Annotated in this window: 22 protein-coding genes; 1 reads left to right on the top strand and 21 read right to left on the bottom strand. The window is 69.8% G+C overall.

Annotated elements, in window-relative coordinates; translation table 11 throughout:
- Positions 1 to 21 precede the first annotated feature (21 nt).
- Positions 22 to 741, top strand: coding sequence for a hypothetical protein (locus tag VMJ70_00290; GenBank protein HTO89543.1), 720 nt, complete (start codon positions 22 to 24; stop codon positions 739 to 741).
- A gap of 32 nt (positions 742 to 773) precedes the next feature.
- Here the strand turns inward: VMJ70_00290 and mutS are convergent, their stop codons facing one another.
- The 21 genes from mutS to VMJ70_00185 all read right to left on the bottom strand — a co-directional run.
- On the bottom strand, positions 774 to 3,419 hold the full coding sequence (gene mutS, locus VMJ70_00285; GenBank protein HTO89542.1) for a DNA mismatch repair protein MutS: 2,646 nt from the start codon (positions 3,417 to 3,419) through the stop codon (positions 774 to 776).
- Between the two features lie 46 nt (positions 3,420 to 3,465).
- Positions 3,466 to 4,458: an SPOR domain-containing protein gene (locus VMJ70_00280; GenBank protein HTO89541.1), complete on the bottom strand. Its 993-nt coding sequence runs from the start codon at positions 4,456 to 4,458 to the stop codon at positions 3,466 to 3,468.
- A 100-nt stretch (positions 4,459 to 4,558) separates the two neighbouring features.
- Positions 4,559 to 6,361, bottom strand: coding sequence for a 30S ribosomal protein S1 (locus tag VMJ70_00275; GenBank protein HTO89540.1), 1,803 nt, complete (start codon positions 6,359 to 6,361; stop codon positions 4,559 to 4,561).
- 37 nt (positions 6,362 to 6,398) lie between these two features.
- On the bottom strand, positions 6,399 to 6,998 hold the full coding sequence (locus VMJ70_00270; protein ID HTO89539.1) for a lysophospholipid acyltransferase family protein: 600 nt from the start codon (positions 6,996 to 6,998) through the stop codon (positions 6,399 to 6,401).
- A gap of 87 nt (positions 6,999 to 7,085) precedes the next feature.
- The gene (gene cmk, locus VMJ70_00265; protein ID HTO89538.1) at positions 7,086 to 7,772 is read right to left on the bottom strand and encodes a (d)CMP kinase; all 687 of its coding nucleotides are present in this window, start codon (positions 7,770 to 7,772) and stop codon (positions 7,086 to 7,088) included.
- A 5-nt stretch (positions 7,773 to 7,777) separates the two neighbouring features.
- The gene (gene aroA / locus VMJ70_00260) at positions 7,778 to 9,109 is read right to left on the bottom strand and encodes a 3-phosphoshikimate 1-carboxyvinyltransferase (protein HTO89537.1); all 1,332 of its coding nucleotides are present in this window, start codon (positions 9,107 to 9,109) and stop codon (positions 7,778 to 7,780) included.
- 43 nt (positions 9,110 to 9,152) lie between these two features.
- A complete protein-coding gene (locus VMJ70_00255) occupies positions 9,153 to 9,668 on the bottom strand; it encodes a PilZ domain-containing protein (GenBank protein ID HTO89536.1) in 516 nt (171 codons plus the stop codon).
- Complete coding sequence (locus tag VMJ70_00250; GenBank protein HTO89535.1) at positions 9,665 to 11,287, bottom strand: RNB domain-containing ribonuclease; 1,623 nt, start codon at positions 11,285 to 11,287, stop codon at positions 9,665 to 9,667. The genes VMJ70_00255 and VMJ70_00250 overlap by 4 nt, the downstream gene beginning before the upstream one ends.
- 205 nt (positions 11,288 to 11,492) lie before the next feature.
- Positions 11,493 to 11,801, bottom strand: a complete 309-nt coding sequence (locus VMJ70_00245) for an HU family DNA-binding protein (GenBank protein ID HTO89534.1) — start codon at positions 11,799 to 11,801, stop codon at positions 11,493 to 11,495.
- 101 nt (positions 11,802 to 11,902) lie between these two features.
- The gene (locus tag VMJ70_00240) at positions 11,903 to 12,184 is read right to left on the bottom strand and encodes a EutN/CcmL family microcompartment protein (protein ID HTO89533.1); all 282 of its coding nucleotides are present in this window, start codon (positions 12,182 to 12,184) and stop codon (positions 11,903 to 11,905) included.
- Complete coding sequence (locus VMJ70_00235) at positions 12,185 to 12,472, bottom strand: EutN/CcmL family microcompartment protein (GenBank protein ID HTO89532.1); 288 nt, start codon at positions 12,470 to 12,472, stop codon at positions 12,185 to 12,187.
- Position 12,473: 1 nt separating this feature from the next.
- On the bottom strand, positions 12,474 to 13,022 hold the full coding sequence (locus VMJ70_00230) for a BMC domain-containing protein (protein HTO89531.1): 549 nt from the start codon (positions 13,020 to 13,022) through the stop codon (positions 12,474 to 12,476).
- Entirely contained in the window at positions 13,022 to 14,440 is a 1,419-nt protein-coding gene (locus tag VMJ70_00225; protein HTO89530.1) for an aldehyde dehydrogenase family protein, read from the bottom strand. Before VMJ70_00225 ends, VMJ70_00230 begins: the two co-directional genes overlap by 1 nt.
- Before the next feature lie 6 nt (positions 14,441 to 14,446).
- Positions 14,447 to 14,752 carry a EutN/CcmL family microcompartment protein gene (locus VMJ70_00220; protein HTO89529.1) on the bottom strand — a complete coding sequence of 102 codons (306 nt, stop codon included), beginning with the start codon at positions 14,750 to 14,752 and terminating at the stop codon, positions 14,447 to 14,449.
- A 4-nt stretch (positions 14,753 to 14,756) separates the two neighbouring features.
- A complete protein-coding gene (gene eutM, locus VMJ70_00215) occupies positions 14,757 to 15,062 on the bottom strand; it encodes an ethanolamine utilization microcompartment protein EutM (GenBank protein HTO89528.1) in 306 nt (101 codons plus the stop codon).
- Positions 15,059 to 15,379, bottom strand: coding sequence for a BMC domain-containing protein (locus tag VMJ70_00210; GenBank protein ID HTO89527.1), 321 nt, complete (start codon positions 15,377 to 15,379; stop codon positions 15,059 to 15,061). Before VMJ70_00210 ends, eutM begins: the two co-directional genes overlap by 4 nt.
- A gap of 624 nt (positions 15,380 to 16,003) precedes the next feature.
- The gene (locus tag VMJ70_00205; protein ID HTO89526.1) at positions 16,004 to 17,035 is read right to left on the bottom strand and encodes a dipeptide ABC transporter ATP-binding protein; all 1,032 of its coding nucleotides are present in this window, start codon (positions 17,033 to 17,035) and stop codon (positions 16,004 to 16,006) included.
- Positions 17,028 to 18,050: an ABC transporter ATP-binding protein gene (locus tag VMJ70_00200; GenBank protein HTO89525.1), complete on the bottom strand. Its 1,023-nt coding sequence runs from the start codon at positions 18,048 to 18,050 to the stop codon at positions 17,028 to 17,030. The genes VMJ70_00205 and VMJ70_00200 overlap by 8 nt, the downstream gene beginning before the upstream one ends.
- Entirely contained in the window at positions 18,047 to 19,132 is a 1,086-nt protein-coding gene (locus VMJ70_00195) for an ABC transporter permease (GenBank protein HTO89524.1), read from the bottom strand. Before VMJ70_00195 ends, VMJ70_00200 begins: the two co-directional genes overlap by 4 nt.
- Positions 19,125 to 20,090: an ABC transporter permease gene (locus VMJ70_00190; protein HTO89523.1), complete on the bottom strand. Its 966-nt coding sequence runs from the start codon at positions 20,088 to 20,090 to the stop codon at positions 19,125 to 19,127. Before VMJ70_00190 ends, VMJ70_00195 begins: the two co-directional genes overlap by 8 nt.
- Before the next feature lie 11 nt (positions 20,091 to 20,101).
- Positions 20,102 to 21,068: ABC transporter substrate-binding protein (locus VMJ70_00185; protein HTO89522.1), on the bottom strand; the 967-nt coding region annotated here is incomplete at its 5' end.

Raw genomic sequence — 21,068 nt, 5'->3', positions numbered from 1 at the left:
GGCAGCGTCCTCGCGATCGGCGTGCTGACCGGCGCGCTGATCGCGACCATGGCCGCGGTGACCCTCGGATTTGGGCTCGCCTGGATCGGTGGCGCGATCGGCCATCCCGAATGGGCCGGCAGCTATCGCCGGTTCCTCGCCGACGGCGGCTGGTGGCTGCTCTGTCTGTGGGGCGCGGCCGCCGGAGCGCTGTGGATCGGCTCGCGCCTGGCCTCGCCGTTCGCGCGCGCCGGCGCCCTGATCGCCGCCGCGGTGATGATCGCCCTGCCCCTGGTGCTCAAGGCGCAGTTCTCGGACGACAGCGCGCCCCGCATTCCCTCCAGCCCCGAGGGGAAACGCTCGGCGATCCTGCGCTGGAGCTACCGGTCGTTGCCGGGGCTGAAGCTCACGCTCGAGCTGTCGCGCGATCCCGATTCGACGGTGCGCGAGCAGGCGGTGATCGCGCTCGGCCGCAATCTGGTGGTGAGCGACCTCGAGCGAGAGGACAGCGAGCATCCCCCGCGATTCGCCACGCTGCCGCTGCGCGGAGAGATGCGCGATCGATTGGTCGACGTGCTGCGAGGAGACCCGCTCGAGATCCTGCGCGTCGAGGCCGCTCACGCGCTGTGGGTGGCGCCGCGGGCCTACGGCAATCGACCCGAGGCGGCCGAAACCCTGCGCGCGGTGATCGCTCGCGGGGATTCGACGCGACTCGCGGCGGGACTGGCGCGGAGGGCGCTGGAGCTCCGTCCGGCGTTCTGATCCACGCTCGCTCGCGAGGCGCGTTCGTCGGGCTAGCGGCCCCCCGGGCGGCCCCACTTCGTCTTCCACTCCGACAGCTTCTGCAGCGCCTCGAGCGGGGTGAGGCGATCGATCTCGAGAGCGCTCAATTCCTCGACCAGCGCGGGCTCGCCGGCCGGGAACAGCGGCAGCGCAGCCGGAGGCGCGCCCGGGGTCGGCGTACGCGCCGCCTCACCGGGCCGGGAACGCGCCGCCTCCAGCTCTTCGGGCGTCCGCTCGCTCTCGAGCTCGGCCAGCACCTCGCGCGCGCGCTCGATCACGCCGGGGGGCAGACCCGCCAGCTCGGCCACGTGGATGCCGTACGAGCGGTCGGCGGGCCCTTCGAGAATGCGGTGCAGAAAGACCACACGTCCTTCCCACTCCTTGACGGCCACGTGCACGTTGGCGAGCCGGCGCAGCTTTCCGGCGAGCTGGGTCAGCTCGTGATAGTGGGTGGCGAACAGGGTGCGGGGCCGCGCGCCGCCGGCGGCGTGGAGGTGTTCGGTCACCGCCCAGGCCAGCGCCAGGCCGTCGTAGGTCGAGGTCCCGCGGCCCACCTCGTCGAGCAACACCAGCGAGCGCGACGTGGCCGCGCGCAGGATCTCGGCGGTCTCGCTCATCTCGACCATGAAGGTGCTCTGCCCCGCGCCCAGCCGATCGGCGGCGCCGACGCGCGTGAACAGGCGATCCACCAGCCCGAGGACCGCGCGCGTCGCCGGCACGAACCAGCCGGCCTGCCCGAGCAGCACCGCCAACGCCACCTGGCGCAGGTAGGTGCTCTTGCCGCCCATGTTGGGCCCGGTGAGCAGGAGGATCTGGCGGCGCGCGCCGTCGAGCTCGACGTCGTTGGGAACGAACTCCCCGCGCGGCAGCAGGCGCTCGACCACCGGATGACGCGAGCCCTCGAGCTTCAGCCGGTCCGAGTCCTCGAGTTCGGGACGCACCCAGCCATAGCGCGCCGAGGCCTCGGCGGCGGCGGCGCTCGCGTCCAGCTCGGCCAGCGAGTCGGCCACGCGCTGGAGCGCCGCGGCGAACGTCGCGGCGCGATCGCGAAGCTTTAGGAACAGCTCGTGCTCGCGCGAGCGCAGCTTCTCCTCGGCGCCGAGCACCTCGCTCTCGCGCTCCTTCAGAGCCGGAGTGACGAATCGCTCGGCCCCGGTCAGGGTCTGGCGACGCTCCCACTCGGCCGGCACCTTGTCGAGATGGGGGCGCGTCACTTCGAGGTAATAGCCGAACACGCGGTTGTAGCCCACGCGCAGGCTCGGGATCCCGGTGCGCTGGCGCTCGGTCGCCTCGAGCTCGGCGATCCAGCGCTTGCCGGAATGCGCGAGGTCGTCGAGCTGATCGCGATAGGCATCCACCCCGGCGCGCACGATGCCGCCTTCGCCCGACAGCGGTGGTGGATCGTCCACCAGCGTGCGCTCCAGCATCTCGAGCAGCTCCGCGGGCGCCCGCAGCGGTTCGCCGAGCGAGCCCAGACCGGCCGCGCCCTCCAGCGCCGCACGCACCCGCGGCAGGCGCGCGAGTCCGTCGCGCAGCACTCCCAGCTCGCGGGGCGTCGACCGCGACGCCGCCAGCCGTGCGGTCAGGCGCTCGAGATCCGGGAAGCCCTTCAGCTGGTCGCGCAGGTTTCCGCGCGCCAGCGGCTGATCCACCCACGTCTGCACGCGGTCGAGACGCCATTCGAGCTCGGCGCGACGCGTCAGCGGGCGCTCGAGCCACCGGCGCACGCGGCGCGCGCCGCTCGCGGTCATGGCGAGGTTGAGATGGTGCCAGAGCGTGTGCCGCGCTTCGCCCCCCGGCTGGGGCTCGAACACCTCGAGATGGCGGAGCGTCGCGCCGTCGAGGCTCAGGGTGTCGGACTCGCGCCAGCGTTCGACGCGGCTGAGCTGGAGCGCCGCTCCACCCTGCATGCGATCCAGGTAGTCGAGAGCGCCGGCCGCCGCGCGCAACGCCACCGGCAGATCGCGCAGGGCCTCCAGCTGCCCGGAGCCCCAGCGCGCGACCAGACGTTCGTGATCGAGGAATCGCGCCGAGGGGATCGCGCTCCGCGGCCCGGCCTGTCCGCGCAGCACGCCTTCCAACTGCCCGGCGATCGCGGGTTCGAGATCCGCGGCCGCCGGAACCACCCACTCGGCCACCCGCTGTCGCGACAGGATCCCCGGCGCTTCATCCCAGGTGGCTTCGAACAACCGCACTTCGCCGCTCGAAGCATCGGCCAGGCATGCGCCGAGGCTCTCGGCTTCCGGCCACAGCGAGGCCAGGTCGTTGGAGGACAGCGGATCGAGAAACCCTTCCGCGGTCACGGTGCCGGGCGTCATGACTTCGGTGACGCCGCGCTCGACGATCCCCTTCGCCTGGGCGGGATCCTCGAGCTGGTCGCAGATCGCCACCTTGTGTCCCATTCGCAGGAGCCGGGCGACGTAGATGTCGCGCTGATGCCATGGAATCCCGCACATCGGAATGGGTTCCGGGTCGTGTTTGTTACGCGAGGTGAGGGTGAGCCCGAGCAGGGCCGCGCCCTTGACGGCGTCCTCGAAGAACATCTCGTAGAAGTCGCCGAGGCGGAAGAACAGGAAGGCGTCGGGGTGTTCGAGCTTGACCCGGGCGTATTGCTGCATCAGCGGGGTGCGGGTCGCGGAAGCGGAAACGCGGCTCATGGGCCGATCAGAATAGTAGGAATCCGGCGCCGCTGAGAAGGCGCGGCTACGGCCTTCGCACCAGCCGATAGGCGACTCCCAGCTCCTGGCTCGCTCGCTCGCCCGCGGATCGCGCCTGCGCCTCGTTCACGAACCAGCCGATGCGCACCAGATACAGTCTTGCGTCGCCCTGGCCCTGCGCCTCCAGCTCGGTGCGGTTGAATCCGGCCCGCCTGGCCTCTTCGAGCAGCTGGCGGGCGCGCGCGGCATCGGCGAATGCGCCGATCTGGACGCCGACCTTGTCGGCCGAACCCCCCGGTTGAGGAGGTGGCGGCTCGGCGGGCTTCGCGGGTTGCGGCAGGCGCATGGCCTCGATCGACTGCGGATATTCGCGCCGCAGCCGATCGGCGGCCTTGCGGGCGGAGGCGGCGTCGGACGAGGCGGTTGCCAGCGACACCACCTGCTCGAGCGCCGCGGGGGTGATCTCGCTGGCGGGCTCGCCGGCCAGCGGCTCGAGAATCTCCCACGCCCGATCGGGCCGGTTCGCCTGCTCCCAGGCGATCCCGACCGCGAAGCGGGCCTCGGGCCCGCGTGGACCGTTGCTCTCGGCCAGCTCTTCGAGGGCCGAGCGCGCCTGGGGCGCGTCGCGCGTGGCGAGCGCGCTCAGGCCCTGCCAGTAACGGGCTTCGCTCTTCCGTTCGGGCGCGTAGCGCGCCGCGGCGCGCGCGAACGACTCGAACGCCTGACGGTATTCGCCGCGCGCGTAGTGGAGCTGGCCGAGCAGAAAAGCGGCGTCGGCGCCGGGCGGCTCGTGGCCGTGTTCCTGCTCGAACTGGCGGAGCGGTCGCGCGAGGCTGTCGGCCGAGTAGGAATCGAGAACGCCCTCGAGCGTCGCGGGCAGGGTGGTTGGCCCGGACCGATGTCGCGGCGCCGCGCCCGGCAGCGACGGCCCCCCGGGAAGCGCGAGCGCGGGATGCTGGACGGCGGACGGGCTGGATTCTGGCCTCGCCGCCGGGGTGGAGGCCGCCCAGATCGAGAGCAGCAGCAGGAGAACGATCACGGCGCCCAAGATACGCCGGCTGGCGAGCGCGCCCAAGCCTGAAGCGAGAAAGAATCGGGCGGGCGCCTCGCGACGCCCGCCCGCGTGAGCCTTGGAGAAGCTACTCCTCCTCGTCCATCTCCGACTTGCGGCCGCCCTTCGGGGCCGGCTCCTCAGCGGGAGGATTGGCGGCGATCTTGGCGCGGATCTGATTGCGCTTCGAGGTCCACTCCGCCAGAGCGATGTCGTCCTGATCGGCGAGCCAGGCCTTGACGCTCAGGATCAGCCGGTGGTTCGGCACGTCCACGCGAGTCACCTTCATGGTGAGCTCTTCGCCGACCTCGAAGGCGTCGTTGGGACGCTTCAGGTCGTCGATGCCGATCTGCGACAGCGGCACGAAGCCCTCGATGCCATCGCCCAGGTCGACGATCGCGCCGCGATCGAACAACCGATTGATGGTGCCCTTGAGCTCGAGACCCGACGGGAACCGCTCGGCCAGCTGCGGCCACGGATCCTCGCTCACCTGCTTCAGGCCCAGGCTGATGCGGCGGTGTTCCTTGTCGATCGACAGGATCACCACTTCGACCGTATCGCCCTTCTTCAGCACTTCGCTGGGATGGGCGACGCGCTTGGTCCACGACATGTCCGACACGTGCACCAGGCCGTCGATCCCCTCTTCCAGTTCGACGAACGCGCCGAAGTTGGTCAGGTTGCGAACCTTGCCCTTGACCAGCATGCCCGGCGGGTACTTCTGGTCGAGCGTCAGCCACGGATCCGGCTCCACCTGCTTCAGGCCGAGCGAGATCTTCTCGTTGGCCTTGTCCACCTTGAGCACCACCGCCTCGATGATGTCGCCGATGTTGACGACCTTGGAAGGATGGCGCACATGGCGCGTCCACGACATCTCGCTCACGTGGATCAGGCCCTCGACGCCCTTCTCGAGCTCGACGAAGGCGCCGTAATCGGTGATCGAAACCACCTTGCCCTTGATGCGATCGCCGACCTTGTACTTCTCGTCCACGCCTTCCCACGGATAGGCGTCGAGCTGCTTCAGCCCCAGGCTGATGCGCTCCTTCTCGGGATCGAAGTTCAGGACCTTGACCTTGATCCGATCGCCGATCTTGACGAGCTCGGAGGGGTGTCCGACGCGGCCCCACGACATGTCGGTGATATGGAGCAGCCCATCGATGCCGCCCAGATCCACGAACGCGCCGAAGTCGGTGATGTTCTTGACCACGCCCTCGCGGATCTGATCCTTGGCGAGATCCTTGAGGATGGTGGACTTGAGCCGGTCGCGCTCCTCCTCGAGCACGGCGCGGCGCGACACCACGATGTTCCGGCGGCGCTTGTTGAGTTTGATGATCTTGACCGACACGGTCTGGCCGAGCAGCGCGTCCACGTTCTGGACCTGACGCAGCGCGATCTGAGAGCCGGGCAGGAACGCCTCGACGCCATACAGATCCACCACCACGCCACCCTTGATCTTCCGCACCAGTTTGCCGTCCACCACCTGGGCGCTGTCGTGCGCTTCCTTGACGCGGTCCCACACGCGCACGAAGTCGGCGCGCTGCTTGGACAGCACCACCAGGCCGTCCTGGTTCTCCATCTTCTCCAGGAACACGTCGATGGTGTCGCCGACCTTGAGCACGCCGGGATCCGAGAACTCCGAGAGCGCGATGACGCCTTCGCTCTTGAAGCCGACGTCCACCAGCACTTCCTTGTCGTCGATCGCGAGCACGGTGCCGCGAACGATCTCGCCCTCGCCGATCGAACGCATCGACTCTTCATACTGGCCGAACAGCTCGGCCCGCTGCTCGGGCGTGAGCTCGTTCTCTTCGTCGGCGTTGATGGGCGTGGTGGGCAGGGGCGCCCGGCGCGGCGTCTCCGCGACGGGGTTGAGGGTCTTCTCCGCAGTTTCCAACATGAACCAGGAACCTCCTCGACTCTATGAAGATAGGGAATCACCCACCTCGGGCGACTCCACGTACCGCCAGTTCATCGGCATCGCGCAGCGACGCGATCTCGCGCATCACCGACTCGCCGATGCTCATGTAACGCGCGCGTCCCGCCGGAAGATCAGCCGACTCGCCCGCCAGCTCTCGCCACGGGCGCGCCGTTCCGAACCGGATCCGGACACGCGTTTTTCGCAACCACCACTCCCTGGGCCGATTGCTGCCCGAGATGTAGCAGGGCACGATCGGCACGTCGGCGTTGCTGGCGAGCAAACCGACTCCCGGCCGCGCGACGTGAAGCTGCCCGTCGCGCATCCGGCTTCCCTCCGGAAAAAGCAACAGCGCACCGCCCCGCTGCAGGGCCTCCATGGCCCGTGACAGCCCACTCAGGTCCGCAACCCCACGCCGGATCGGGATCGCGTTGACGCCGCGAATCAACGGTCCGAGCGGGCCGGACGAAAACAACTCTTCCTTGGCGAGAAAGTGCAGCTCGCGTGGACACGCGCAGGCGATGAGGGGTGGATCCCAGAAGGAGATGTGGTTCGACGCGAAAATCAGGCCGCCCGTGCGGGGCACCTGCTCCCTGCCGGTGATCGTCCACCCCGTCAACGGCCCCACCACGGACCGGACGCAAAGCAGGACGGCACTATAATACGCGCCCACGGATTCTCCTAGTGGCCCCCGACCGCCCGAAGCTCACCCGCCGGCCGCCCGGGCCTCCGGAGCGCGCGGGTGGCTGCGCACCGTCTCGATCACCGCTTCCACCTGCTGCTCGATGTCGAGCCCCGAGGTGTCCACGTGGATGGCGCCCTCGGGCGCCTTCAGCGGGCTGGTCTCGCGGGTCTGGTCGCGATGGTCGCGGCGCTCGAGATCGGCCCTCACCTCTTCGAGCCGCGTGGCGATGCCGCGCGCCTGGAGCTCGCGATGGCGGCGAAGCGCCCGGGTGTCGAGATCGGCGTCGAGGAAGATCTTCACGTCCGCGTCGGGAAAGACCACGGTGCCCAGATCCCGGCCCTCCGCGACCAGCGGCCCGCGCTCGGCCAGCCCGCGCTGGATCTCGACCAGCCGCCGGCGGACCACCGGCAGCGTCGCCAGACGCGATGCCAGCTCGCTCACCGCCGGCGTGCGGATTTCGCGCGCCACGTCTCGCCCTTCCAGCCAGACGTGAGGTTGAGCCGGCGATCCCGAGAGATCGAGATCGAGCGCGTTCACGCGCTGCTCGATGCGCGTGGCGTCGTCGGGCGGGATGCCGTCTTCCAGCACCTGCAGCGCCACCGCGCGATACAGGGCGCCGGTATCCACGTAGACGAACCCCAGCCGCTCGGCGACCGCGCGCGCGGTGGTGCTCTTTCCGGCCGCCGAGGGCCCGTCGATCGTGACCACGAAGCTCAATCCATCTCCCCTTCCTCGAGCGGTCCGCCCAGCGACCGCCACGCGGCCGCGAAGCCCGGGAACGAGGTGGCCACCATCGCCGCGTCGTCGATCTCGATGGGCTTCGCCGCGCGCGCGGCGAGAATCGCGAACGCCATCGCGATTCGGTGGTCTCCACCGGCGCGCACCGTACCACCATTCACCGCGCCGCCGGTGATCTCGAGCCCCTCGGCCCGCTCGACCACCGCGACGCCGAGCGAGGTGAGATTGGCGGCCAGCGCCCTCAGGCGGTCACTCTCCTTGACGCGCAATTCCCCCGCTCCCGACAGCTGCGAGGTGCCGCGTGCGACCGCCGCCACCACCGCCCATGCCGGAATCTCGTCCACCATGGCGGGGACCCGCGAGGCCCCGACCTCGACCGCCCGAAGCTCGGCAGGCCCGGCGACCCGCAGGCTGCCCGCGGGCTCGCCGGCGCGATCGGGGCCGCGCTCGACCTCGATCGAAGCCCCCATCTCGCGCAGGACTTCGAAGAAACCGAGCCGCGTGGGATTGAGCGACACGTTCGCGATCTCGATCGAAAGTCCGGGCGTGATCGCCGCCGCCGCGGCGAAGAAGGCGGCCGCCGACGGATCGCCCGGCACCTCGACGCGGGTCGCGCTCAGCGTCTGTTCACCGCTGACGCGCCACTCGCCGGAGCCGTCGGCCGAGCGCTCCACCTCGACCCGTGCGCCGAAGGCCGGGAGCATGCGGACGGTGTGATCGCGCACTCCGGTATTCACGCGCACACGCGTCTCACCGCGCGCCGCCAGCCCCGCGAACAGGACGGCGCTCGCCACCTGCGCGCTGCCGGTCGGCTCGAGGAAGCTGGCGCCGCGAAGCTCCGCGCCGCGCACCACCAGTGGCGGCAGCCGATCCCCGGCCCGCGCGCTCAGGTTCGCGCCCATCTCGCGCAACGGACGCACCACGCGATCCACCGGCCGCGAGCGCAGCGAGGGATCGCCGGTCAGCACCGCCAGCAGCGGCCGCGCCGCAAGCACTCCCGCCAGCAGTCGCAGCGCCGTGCCGGAGTTGCCACAATCGAGCACGTCGGCGGGCTCGGCGAGTGCACCGGCGGTGCCACGAATCCGCAGCACGCCATCCGCTTCGCTCACCTGGGCGCCGAGCGCGCGCGCCGCCGCCAGCGTCCTGCGCGCATCGGCGCCGGGGTTGGCTCCCACGATCGCGGTCTCGCCGGCGCCGAGCAGGCCGCACAGGATGGCCCGGTGCGTGATCGATTTGTCGCCCGGGACGTCGAGCCGGGCGGCCCGCAGCTGCGCGGGCGCGAGCCTCCAGCGCAACACGGGTGTCATGCCGGACCGATGGCTGGCGAGGGCGGGGCTCCCTGGGCCAACGCTAGTGAAGCGTCCGCCGCCGCGGCGCCTTCGCCGCGCGCGTCGTCGTGCGGCTCGCGGTGACCGCGGCTCGCGTGCGCCGCGCGCGCGAGGCGGCACGAGGCGTGGCGCTGGCCGCGGCCCGCAGGGCCTGCAGGTTGCGCCAGGTCACGAAGGCGTCGAGGCGCTGCCGCAGCTGGTCGTCGAGGTTCGAGAACATGCAGGCGAGCTGGTAGGGGCGCTCGCCACGCTTCGCGCTCTGCTCGCACCGCACCACGATCCCCTCGCACTTGATCAGCTCCTTGGCGGCGCGGCTGCCCGGCACTCTCGGCAGCACGATGGTGAGCGCGACCTTGGAGAGCGGCGGCAGATAATGCGACGACATGCAGTACACGCCGCTGGCCGAGATGTTCTGGCTCTCGGTCACCACCTGCGCGCCGTCGGTTTCGGGGGCGTTGCTCTCCAGTCGCATGCTGAGCCGCACGTCGGCCCGCGTAGTCTTCCGGCGCTCGGAGCGCCGGCCGCTGCGCTTCGTCATCCCTTCCTCCTGCGTTCGTGGCGCGTCCGCCGGGGCGGCACGTCCAGCGCCAGGTCGCACTCCCGTCCCGGCACGTCGACGCGCGCCACCACCACCCGGACCACGTCTCCGAGCGAAAAGCGGCGGCGAGTGTGCCGGCCGATCATTCGAACTCCGGTGGAGTCGAGCGAGAAATAGTCGTCGAGCGCCAGCGAAGGCCGACAGAAGCCTTCGACCGGCAGCTCGTCGAGCTCCACGAAGAAGCCATGCCGCAGAAACCCGGTGATGATACCCGAAGCACGATCTCCCAGTCGCGTCTCGAGCACGCGGAGCCCCTTGACGCGGACCGCCTCGCGCTCGGCATCGGTGGCGTTCTGCTCGGTGGCGCTGCAGCGCTCGGCCAGGCCGGCCAGCGCGTGAGGGTCCCAGGCACCGCTGGGCCGGGAGTGGAGCCATTCCCGGACCCGGCGGTGGTTGTGAAGATCGGGGTAGCGCCGAATCGGGGAGGTGAAGTGACAGTAGTCGCGCGTGGCGAGCCCGAAGTGGCCCGCGTCCTTCTCGAAATAGCGGGCACGCGGCATCGAACGGAGGACCAGCCGGTGGAGGAGCCGCCGATGTCCTGGATCGAGCGGGACCTTGAGCAGGGACTGGAGCGCGCGCGCCGGGTCTCCAAGGGTCCCCGGCCTCGGCAGGCCGAGGGCCTTGAGCATCACGTCCAGCTCTTCGAGCTTCCGCGGCGAGGGCGGATCGTGAACGCGATAGAGCAGCCCGGCGCGCCGCCTTGATCCTTCCTCGCCGACACAGCGATTGGCGAGCAGCATGAACTCCTCGATCAGCTCGTGGCTCTCGAGATGGGCTCGCCGTTCGAGCGCAGTGGGTACACCGTGCTCGTCCACGATCGCCTTGACCTCCGGCACCTCCAGCTCGAGCGCGCCGGCCGCGAGCCGCTGGCGGCGCAGCGCGCGCGCCAGATCGCGGATCACGGCGATGCTTTCCGCCAGTTTCGGCTCGAGGTTGCCGTGACCGTCGAGCTCCTGCTGGACTTCCCCGTAGGTCAGCCGATGCCGGCTGCGGATCACGGTCTCGGCGAAGCGAACGTCGTGGCGTCCGCCGCGCTCGTCCAGGTCCACGAGCACCGAGAGCGTCAGGCGATCGCGGCCCGGAAGCAGCGAGCAGAGATCCGACGACAACCGCTCCGGGAGCATCGGGATCGCGCCCCCCGGCAGATAGCAGCTGGTGCCGCGCTCCACGGCCTCGTGGTCCACCGCATGGCCTTCGGGGACGTAGTGCGAGACGTCGGCGATGTGGATGCCCACCCGCCAGCGGTGGCGGGGCAGCCATTCGACCGAAAGCGCGTCGTCGTGGTCCCGGGCATCGTCCGGATCGATGGTGAACGAGAGCCGGTCGCGAAGATCGAGCCGTCCTTCGCACTCGGCTGCCGAGGGCTCGCTTCGCGCGCCGGCCTCGTGCAGCGCGGCGCTCGCGAATCGCGTTCGGAGCCGGTATTGCGATGCCACCCCCGAGTCGTCCCAGAGCGGGCGGTCCTCGGCGCCCAGCACCTCGATCAGATGGGCGTCACCCTCCTCCGAGATTTCCGCCACGCACCAGTCCCCGTTCTCGGGTTGCAGCCGCCCGCGCACCCGGAGATCGAGACGCCCGCCGCGGGAGCGGCGGGCGGGCTCGAAGATCCAGTGGCCACGCGAGTGGTAGGCGCGGCCGAGCAGGCGCGGAGCGCGAGGCTCAGCGGATCCGCTTCTTATGGCGATTCTTCCGCAGGCGCTTCTTCCGCTTGTGAGTCGCGATCTTCTTGCGCTTGCGCTTCTTTCCCGATCCCATCCGCCCCCCCTAGGCCACGCCGGCGGTCTGCTTGACCGCCGCGGGTTCGAGCACCTGAGCCTTGAGTTCCTTGCTCGGCTTGAAGATCGGAACCAGCTTGGCGGGCACCATCACCTCGGTGCCGCTGCGCGGATTGCGGGCTCGCCGCGCGCGGCGCTCGCGAACCTTGAAGGTGCCGAAGCCGCGAATCTCGAGGTGCTTGCCCTCGCTGAGCGCGCGACACACGGCGTCGAGCAGCTGATCCACGATGATGCCGGTGTGCTGCCGCGAGATGCCCGTCTGCGTCGCGATCTCTTCGACCAGATCCGCCTTGGTCATGGCTCCACCCTCCCTGTGACCGATCTCACCACTCCGTGGCAACCGCGGTGCTCTGCCGACCCGGCACTCTAGCAAGCCGGGGGTGTCAAGCCCAAGTGGAATCAGCGCCCTTGAGCCTCCCGGGTGACGGCGTCCACCACCCCGACGATCACCGTCCGGATCGCTCCGCGCGGCTTCCCCAGCACCTGCGCGGCCGAATTCCCCTCGTCCGCGACCAGCACCCAGTCGCCGGGGCCGGCCTGCGCGCGATCCACCGCGATCACCGGCTTCCCGCGCGTCTCTCCTTCCGCGGAGACCGGCTGAACCAGCAGCAGCTTCTCTCCGTGCAGGTCGCGGTGCTTGATGGTCGCCACCACGTCGCCCACCACGCGCGCGGTGAACATCTAGCGCTTCGCCTCGGGCCGGTGGGTGTGCCGTGCTTCATCGACGATGCCGACGATCGCGGCGTCGGCGGGATTCTCGGGATTGGGGAGCGCGGTGGCCGCCTCTCGCCCGCGCACGTAGAACACGCGCTGACCGGGCGCAGCCGACACCAGATCCACCGCCACCAGGGCCCGGCCACCGGCCTTCCCCGCCTCGTCCGTGGGTTGGAGCACGAGCAGACGGTATCCACGCCAGGCCGGCACCTTCTCGGTGCAGACCACGGTGCCGACCACGGTGGCGAAATTCATCTCAGAACAGGCGCGCCTTGAGCTGCGGGTGAAGACGCGGGATGACCACCGAACGGGTCAGCAATCCGGCACGCTGCGCTTCGGCTCGCCCGGCCGCGACCGCGGCCTCGACGTCGCCGACCGCGCCCGAGAGCACCACCACGCCCTTCCCGCCGATGCCGTTGGCGAGCCGCACGTCGCGGATCAGCACCTCGGCCGCCTTGGCGGCGTGGTCAGCGGCGACGATCGCCGCCGACGCGGTGGCGGTCTCGAGCACGCCGAGCGCGTCGTGATCCACCGGCGAGACCGCGCCGCGCAGCGCCGGCAGCACCGAATCGTGGAGCTGGGGAATGAAGAACTGGTCGAGCAGGGTCTCGGCCGCCACCGCCTGGCCACGCGTCCACGCGGCCCGCACCGGGCCCACCTCGCCCCCGATCATGACCCAGTACTTGCCGGGCGAGATGGGTCCGGCCTCGATCAGCTCGACCTCGGCGGTCTTGACCAGCGCGTCGGCCACCACGTGGCCCTGCGCGATGCTGCTGGTCTCGAGCGCGGCGAGAGCGACCGGCATCACACGATCCGGAAATGGTCGACCAGCGTGCAACGACGCAGTCGCGTGAAGGTGCGGGCGGTGGTCATCCCCTCGCCGGTCGGACTCGCGATGGTGAAGCTGGTCGGGCCTTCGCCTCCCATGCCGAGCCCGGCGAAATTCGGGCCGTTCTTCACGAAGATCGAGCAGTTGCAGGCCCGCGCCATGCGCGACAACTTCTCGATGTTGCGCGAGTGCATCGAGGCGGTGTGGCGGAAGCCGTGCTCGACCTCGATCGCGTAGTCGATCGCCTCGTCCACCGAACGCAGCCGCGTCATCGGCAGGATCGGCATCATCAGCTCGGTCCACACGAACGGATGGTCGTTGTCCACGTCGCACAGCGCCAGCCGCCGCGAGGCGTCGCACGGGATGCCGGCCTCGGCGAGGATCACGTCGATGTTCTTGCCCACGAACTTGCGATTGATGACGGCGTGCTTGCGGGCCCCAAGCTCCTTCTCGAGCACCAGCGCGCGCAGCTTTTCGATCTGGTGGGGCGCCAGCACCACCGCGCCGGCGCGGGCGAAGGCCTCCTTGAGGCGATCGGCGATCAGGGCCACCGCCACCACTTCCTTCTCGTCGGTGCAGATGATGTTGTTGTCGAGCGAGGCGCCGGCGATCAGGTCGCGCGCCGCCTTGTCGAGATCGGCGGTCTCGTCCACCACCGAGGGCGGATTGCCGGGGCCGGCGGTGATCGCCTTCTTGCCGGCATCGAGCGCCTCCTTCACCACTCCCGGGCCGCCGGTCACGACGTTGAGACGGATGCCCTTGTACTTGAGCAGTGCCTGCGCGATCTCGAGCGTCGGCCGCTCGACGGCGTGCAGCAGCGGCAGCGGCGCGCCGGCGCGGGTCGCGGCGCGGTTGATCAGATCGATCGCCAGCGCCGAAACGCGCCGCGCGTTGGGATGCGGACAGAACACCGCGGTATTGCCACCCGCGATCATCGAGATGCCGTTGTTGATCACGGTCTCGCTGGGATTGGTGACCGGGGTGATCACCGCGATCACGCCGTAGGGCGCTCGCTCCATCAGGGTCAGCCCGTGATCGCCGGTCCAGGTGTGGGGCTCGAGATCCTCGACCCCCGGCGTCTTCTCGGTCACCAGCCGGTTCTTGACGATCTTGTCCTCGACCCGGCCGAGACCGGTCTCTTCGACCCCCAGCTCGGCCAGCGCGCGATAGTTGCGGGCGAGCAGCTCGCGGACCGCGGCGATGATGCCGCGGCGCGACTCGAGCGGCACGCGATCGTAGGCCTCGAACGCTTCGCGCGCGGCGCGCACCGCGGTATCGAGATCGGGATGGATCCCGAGCGGCGCGGCGCCGCCCGGGCCCCGGGGACTCCCCTGCTCGAGGCGCTCGAGCACGTCGGCGACGATGGATTCGATCTGGCGGGATTCGAGCGCCACGATCGGCTACCTCCGCGCGCCTTCGTGCTTGCGATAGACATCGCGGCCGTCGATCTCGACCGAGTCGACGATGCCGCTGATCACCGCGTCCACCGGTTTGTCCTTCGAGACCTCGGTGAGCCGGGCCGAGGACCCGGAAGCCACCAGCACCAGCTCGCCGGTGCCGGCCCCGACCGCGTCCACCGCCACCAGCTGGTTGCCGGTGGGCTGGAATTGCGCGTCGACTTCGCGCACCAGCAGCAGCTTGAGGCCGAGCAGCCCGACGTCCTTGCGGGTCGAGACCACCGTGCCCTGAACCTGGGCGAGGATCACGCCGCTACCGCTTGCTGGCCGCCGGCTCCGGCAGTCGAATCGGCAGGACGTCCTCGAGCTGTGCGTGCGGGCGCGGAATGACGTGGACCGACACCACCTCGCCGACCTTCGCGGCGGCGGCGGCGCCCGCCTCGGTGGCCGCGCGCACCGCGGCCACATCGCCGCGGACAATGGTGGTGACGTAACCGCCGCCGATCTTCTCGTAGTGGACGAGCGACACGCGCGCGGCTTTCACCATCGCGTCGGAAGCCTCCACCATTGCGACGAAGCCGCGAGTTTCGATGAGTCCCAGCGCCTCTTCCTGCATCATCGGCTCCTTCCCCTGGGTCGCGCGGCTGCAGGCCGCGGCGCCTCGGACCTTTCCATCAACGTCGCGACATCCGACTCGAGCGCGGGAATCACGTGAGTGGCGAGCAGCTCGCCCACGCGCCCGGCGGCACGGCCGCCTGCGCTCACCGACGACTCGACTTCGGAAACCTCGCCCCGCACCACCACCGTGACGCGGGCGTCACGCACGATTTCGCAGCGGATCAGCTTCACGGGAGCGGTCTTGCACATGGCATCCGCCGCCTCGACGGCGGCCACCAGGCCACGCGTCTCGACCATCCCGAGGGCCAGTCGCCGCACGCGATCCCCATTCTCCACGTCGATTCGGGGCGCGTCGATCGCGCCGACTCGTGGCGCGGCACGCTATCAGGCTGGGTGCACGGGGTCAACGCCGCGATCCGAAAACACGGGGCTCGAGTCCTGCTCGAGGTCGCGAGCGGGGCGGATTCCCGCGGCGGGAAAAATCATGGGCCCCGGCCGCGGACGTGATGTTGGGCGCAGAGGCTCTTCAGCCGCGGGCTCGGGGCCCTACTTCATGGTTCCCCGCCTGGACCGTGTGCCGGACCGGTAGACTCCTTCGCTCGCGATAGGGGGATCAGCCCACAGCCGACCAATCACGAGTCCCGCAGGGAACACAGCGGGAATCTTCGATTGTGCCCGGACTTCCTCGGGCGAGCCGTGAGGCAGTATTTCGACGCCGCGCGGCTCGACGGGAGTGAACCGCAAGGCCGGTGCCAGCCGGCGATGGGCGAACGGACGCGGCCAGGAGGGCGCGCGGCGGGCGGTCAGGAGCGCGGAATTCGCGGCCGCGGGCCGGATTGCGCTCCCGCGGCGGAATCCCGCCCGCGAACGCGACCGCGCGCCGAGCTGGGGAAATTTCCCCGCCCGGGCGATGAGGTTGGGGAAGATGACCGAGCCCGAGCCTCAGGCCATCGGGGCTTCGACCTGCTGGATCCGCTGGAGCTCGGCTTCCACGGCCTGAGGCACGCGGTCGGCGAAGTGGCACGCCGCCCAGTGACCCGGCTTCACCTCGCGCAGCAGCGGCACCTCGCGCGCGCACTCGGGCTGAGCCATGTAGCAGCGCGGATGGAACGGGCAGCCGGGCGGCGGCTTGGCCGGGCTCGGCACGTCACCCTTCAAGACGATGCGCCGGCGCCGGCGCGCGGGGTCCGGCACCGGAATCGCCGACAGCAGCGCCGCGGTGTACGGATGCCGCGGATCGCGATAGATCGCCTCGCGTCCCGCCAGCTCCACCACGCGACCCAGATACATGACGGCGACGCGATCGCTCAGATGCTCGACCACCGCCAGGTCATGCGCCACGAACAGGTAGGTGAGCCCCATCTGGCGCTGGAGATCGCGCAGCAGGTTGATGATCTGTGCCTGGATCGAGACGTCGAGCGCCGAGACCGGCTCGTCGGCCACGATCAGCCGGGGCTTGACGGCCAGCGCGCGGGCCACGCCGATCCGCTGCCGCTGCCCGCCCGAGAACTCGTGCGGGTAGCGCCGCGCGTGATCCGGCGAGAGTCCCACCAGCACGAGCAGCTCGGCGATCCGCTCGCGGGCCTTTGCGCCGCGTGCGATCCCGTGGATCGCCAGGGCCTCGCCCAGCATGCTGCCGACCGTCAGCCGCGGATTGAGACTCGAGTACGGGTCCTGAAAGACGATCTGCATCTCGCGGCGCATCGAGCGGAGCTCGCCGCGCTTCATCGCGGTGACGTCCCTGCCATCGAACTTCACGCGACCCGAAGTCGGCTCGATCAGTCGCAGCACGCAGCGTCCAGTGGTGGTCTTGCCGCAGCCACTCTCCCCCACCATCCCCAGCACCTCGCCGGATGCGATGTGGAACGAGACACCGTCCACCGCGCGCACCTGCCCCACCACGCGAGAGAACAATCCGCGGCGGATCGGGAAGTGCTTGCGCAACTCTTCGACGACCAGCAGCGGATCAGCCACGGGGCGCGCCCTCGGCCGCGAACGGGGTGACCGTCCCCTCCGCGATCTCGGCAGCGCGCCAGCAGCGCACCCGATGACCGCTCTCGAGCGTCTCGAGCGGCGGGAGCTCCGTTCGGCAGCGATCCACCGCGACCGGGCAGCGCGGATGGAAGCGACAGCCGCTCGGGAAACGCGCCGGGTTCGGCACGGTGCCGGGAATCACGCGCAGCGACTCGCGCGCTTCGCCGAGCCTTGGAAGGGAGTGCAGCAAGCCGGCGGTGTAGGGATGGCGGGTACGTTCGAACGTCGAGCGCACGTCGCAGTACTCCACGACCTGGCCCGCGTACATCACCGCCACGCGATCGGCGGTCTCGGCCACCACGCCGAGGTCGTGAGTGATGAGCAGCACCGCCATGCCCAGCTCGCGCTGCAGACGATGCAACAGCTCGAGGATCTGCGCCTGAATGGTGACGTCCAGGGCGGTGGTGGGCTCGTCGGCGATCAGGATCGCGGGCCGACAGGCCAGCGCCATCGCGATCATGACCCGCTGGCGCATGCCGCCCGAGAGCTGATGCGGATATTCGTCCACCCGCTGCCCGGGCGAAGGGATGCCGACCAGCGCCAGGGTCTCGATCGCCCGCTTTCGCGCTTCGGCGCGGCTCACGCGGTCGTGGAGCACGATGGCCTCGAGGACTTGCTCTCCGCAGGTGTAGACGGGATTGAGCGAGGTCATCGGCTCCTGGAAGATCATCGAGATCTCCTTGCCGCGAATCGAGCGCATCTCGCGCGGCCCGAGCGAGAGGAGATCGCGCCCACGGAAGCGGATCGAGCCGCCGACGATCTTCCCGGGCGGCTCCGGAATCAGGCGCAGGATCGAGAGCGAGGTCACGCTCTTGCCGCTCCCCGACTCCCCGACCACCGCCAGCGTCTCGCCGGCGTCCAGCTCGAACGAGACGCCGTCCACGGCGCGGACCACGCCATCATCGGTGTGGAAGTGCGTCTGGAGATCACGTACCTCGAGCAACGGCTCGCTCATCTCGCCTTCGCCGCGCGCGGATCGAGCGCGTCGCGCAGACCATCGCCGAGCAGGTTGTAAGCCATGACGGTCAGCACTATCGCCGCACCGGGCGCGTAGAGCAACCACGGGAACGAGGAGAGCACGCGCAGGCTGCGCGCCTGATTGAGCATGTTGCCCCACGAGGCCGCCGGCTCCTGCACGCCGACGCCGAGGAACGACAGCGCCACCTCGCCGAGCACGTAGCCGGGGACCGCGAGCGTGGCGGCCACCACTGCGAACGAGAGCGTGTTGGGGAGGATGTGGCGCACCAGGATCCGCACGCGTCCCATCCCCAGCGCTTCGGCGGCGGCGACGTACTCCGACTCGCGGATCGAGAGCACCAGGCCTCGAATCACCCGCGCCAGCGACGCCCATCCCACCAGCGCGAGGATGCCGACGATGCCGAGATAGACGAGCGGGTTCGGCAGATCGGGCGGGAACAGCGAGCGCAGCGCCAGGATCAGGTAGAGCCCGGGAATGCTGAGCAGCAATTCGCAGAACCGCATCAGCAGCGTATCCGCCCAGCCGCCAAAGTAACCCGAGATGCCGCCCAGCAGCATGCCGATCGAGAACGAGATCGCGATGCCCACCAGGCCCACGGTCAGCGAGACCTGGCTGCCGAAGATGAGACGCGACAGCACGTCGCGACCAAAGCCGTCGGCGCCCAGCAGCAGGACGCGCTCGCTGCCGCCGACGCCGAACAGATGGCGATCGGAGTGCAGCACGCCCAGCCACCGATAGGCCTCGCCGTGCACGAGGAAGCGGAGCGGCAGGCGACGCGAAGCGTCCTCGGCGTAGGCGAAACCCCCGCCGCTCGAGGCGACCACCGGCCTCACGAACGGGCGCAAATGGAAACCGCCCTGCTCGTCCACCCAGTGAAGGCGCTGGGGCGGTTGATAGAAGCGCGCACGATCGGAAGAATCCTGACCGTAGGGCGCCATGAACGGCCCGAGCAGCGCCACCAGGTAGAGCGTCCCGAGCACCGCCGCCGCCGCCGCCGCCGGAGGCGTGAGCCGGAACCTCGCGCGCGGGCGAAGGGATTCGCGCCGCGTGTCATTCATGGCGAATCCTCGGATCGGCCGCGACCAGCAGGAGGTCCGCCACCAGGTTGCCCGACACCAGCACCAGCGAGCTCATCAGCACTGCCCCCATCACCAGCCACTGGTCGTGCGCCAGCAGCGCCTCGAGCGTGATCCGGCCCAGTCCCGGCCACGAGAAGATGATCTCGACCACGAACGAGCCCGAGACCAGCGCCCCCAGCGTGTAGCCGAACAGCGTGATCATGGGATTGAGCGCGTTCCTGAGCGCGTGCCGGGTCACCACCGCGAACTCTCCCAGACCCTTGGCCCGGGCGGTGGCGATGTAGTCGAGACGCAGCACGTCGAGCAGGCTCGCGCGCATTTGTCGCATCCGCGAGGCGAGCGGCGTGAGCCCCACCACCAGGGCCGGCAATGCCAGGTGCCGCGCCAGGTCGCCGAGCTTCCCCATGAAACTCAGCCGATCCCAGTCGAGCGAGCGCATCCCGCCCACCGGAAACCAGCCGGTGCGGGCGGCGAGCAGCAGCAACAGCAGCCCCGACAGGACCTCCGGAATCGAGAGGCCGAGCACGGCCGACACCGTCGCGAGGCGATCGGGCCAGCGATGCTGGCGCGCCGCCGCCAGCGTGCCGAGCGGGAGCGCCAGCGCCCAGGTGACGAGCGCGGCCGCGCCGGTGAGCAGCAGCGTGTTGCCGAGCGCCTGGCGCAGCACCAGCGCCACCGGCTGATGGCGCACGAACGACTCCCCGAGGTTCCCGCGCAGCAGATTGCCGAGATAGAGGAGGTACTGGATCCAGGCCGGCCGATCGAGACCGAATTGATGCCGCAGAGCCTCGAGTCGCGCGGCGGTCACGGTGGGATCCTCGGCGGCCTGATCGAGAAAGCTGCCGGGCGCGAGATGCAAGAGCAGAAACGTGACCGCCGAGATCCCGAGCAACAGCGGGATCAGCTGCAGGAACCTGCGGAGGACGTACGTCCGCATGGTCCGGCGCGTCAGCCGGAGCGCGCCGGTTGCCGGAGGAAGACTCGCTCCATGTTCCAGAGCACGCGATTCGGCACGATCTGCGGTTGCGCGTTGCCGAAGCGGTTGCTCACCGGAATCATGATCTTCACCACCGGCAGGAACACGAACCAGGCCTGCTCGTTCATCAGCTTCTGGATCTCGAGAAACGCCCGCCGGCGCTCGGCGTCGTTGCCGCTGCGCGCCAGCACCACCGCGAGCGCGTCGAGTCGCGCTTCCTCCGGAGTCTCGGGCTGGCGCTGCTTGATGTTCCAGAAATGAGTGAGCCCGCTCGCGCGGTAGACGTTGGCCGAGAGGCCGGGGTCGGGCGGAACCCCCGAGGCGAGTCCGAGGAAGATCGCGTCGTAGTCAAAATCATTGCGCAGGTTTCCGGTCAGGGTGTTGAACGGCGTCGGCAGCGGAGTGATCCGGACCCCTACCCTGGCCAGATCTTCCTTGACCATGGTGAGCATGCTCTTCCGGAGGTCGTTGTCGGAGTTGGTCTTCATGGTGAAGCTGATCGGGTGCCCGTCGGAGTCCTCGAGCACGCCGTCGCCATTGCGATCTTTCATGCCGATCGAAGCAAGCAGCTGGCGTGCGCCCTCGGGATCGTAGTCGTCGCCGGTGATCCGGGGCGAGAACCAGTTCGGGTTGCCGGGCGTGACCGTGGACCAGCTCTTCATGCCGTAGCCGAACATGGGTCCGCGGATCATGGCGTCACGATCGATCGCCTTCGACACCGCGCGGCGGAAGGCGGCCTGCTTGAACCAGCCATACTTCACGGGATCGACGTAGGTGGAGCCCACCGGCTTGTCCTTACCCGGCTCCTTCACGGTGTTGAGGTTGAACCAGATGAACTGGGAGGCGAGGCTCGGTCCCACGTCGTAGAGGGTGTAGTTCCCCTTCTTCTGGCCGTCCAGGTAGCTCTGATAGTCGTCGGGCTTCACGTTTTCGACCGCG

It is taken from the genome of Candidatus Sulfotelmatobacter sp., from assembly GCA_035498555.1.
In the GTDB taxonomy this organism is placed as follows: Bacteria; Eisenbacteria; RBG-16-71-46; order RBG-16-71-46; family RBG-16-71-46; genus DATKAB01.
The sequence above is the reverse complement of the archived record's forward strand: the minus strand, read 5'-3'. Positions and strand labels throughout refer to the sequence as shown.

Bases quoted from the DNA above. Each gene is read 5' to 3' on its own strand.
- mutS (HTO89542.1), bottom strand. From the start codon at position 3,419: ATGAGCCGCGTTTCCGCTTCCGCGACCCGCACCCCGCTGATGCAGCAA.
- VMJ70_00195 (HTO89524.1), bottom strand. From the start codon at position 19,132: ATGAATGACACGCGGCGCGAATCCCTTCGCCCGCGCGCGAGGTTCCGG.
- VMJ70_00190 (HTO89523.1), bottom strand. From the start codon at position 20,090: ATGCGGACGTACGTCCTCCGCAGGTTCCTGCAGCTGATCCCGCTGTTG.
- VMJ70_00200 (HTO89525.1), bottom strand. From the start codon at position 18,050: ATGAGCGAGCCGTTGCTCGAGGTACGTGATCTCCAGACGCACTTCCAC.
- aroA (HTO89537.1), bottom strand. From the start codon at position 9,109: ATGACACCCGTGTTGCGCTGGAGGCTCGCGCCCGCGCAGCTGCGGGCC.
- VMJ70_00230 (HTO89531.1), bottom strand. From the start codon at position 13,022: ATGCCGGTCGCTCTCGCCGCGCTCGAGACCAGCAGCATCGCGCAGGGC.
- VMJ70_00240 (HTO89533.1), bottom strand. From the start codon at position 12,184: ATGTTCACCGCGCGCGTGGTGGGCGACGTGGTGGCGACCATCAAGCAC.
- eutM (HTO89528.1), bottom strand. From the start codon at position 15,062: ATGATGCAGGAAGAGGCGCTGGGACTCATCGAAACTCGCGGCTTCGTC.
- VMJ70_00245 (HTO89534.1), bottom strand. From the start codon at position 11,801: ATGACCAAGGCGGATCTGGTCGAAGAGATCGCGACGCAGACGGGCATC.
- VMJ70_00275 (HTO89540.1), bottom strand. From the start codon at position 6,361: ATGTTGGAAACTGCGGAGAAGACCCTCAACCCCGTCGCGGAGACGCCG.
- VMJ70_00255 (HTO89536.1), bottom strand. From the start codon at position 9,668: ATGACGAAGCGCAGCGGCCGGCGCTCCGAGCGCCGGAAGACTACGCGG.
- VMJ70_00235 (HTO89532.1), bottom strand. From the start codon at position 12,472: ATGAATTTCGCCACCGTGGTCGGCACCGTGGTCTGCACCGAGAAGGTG.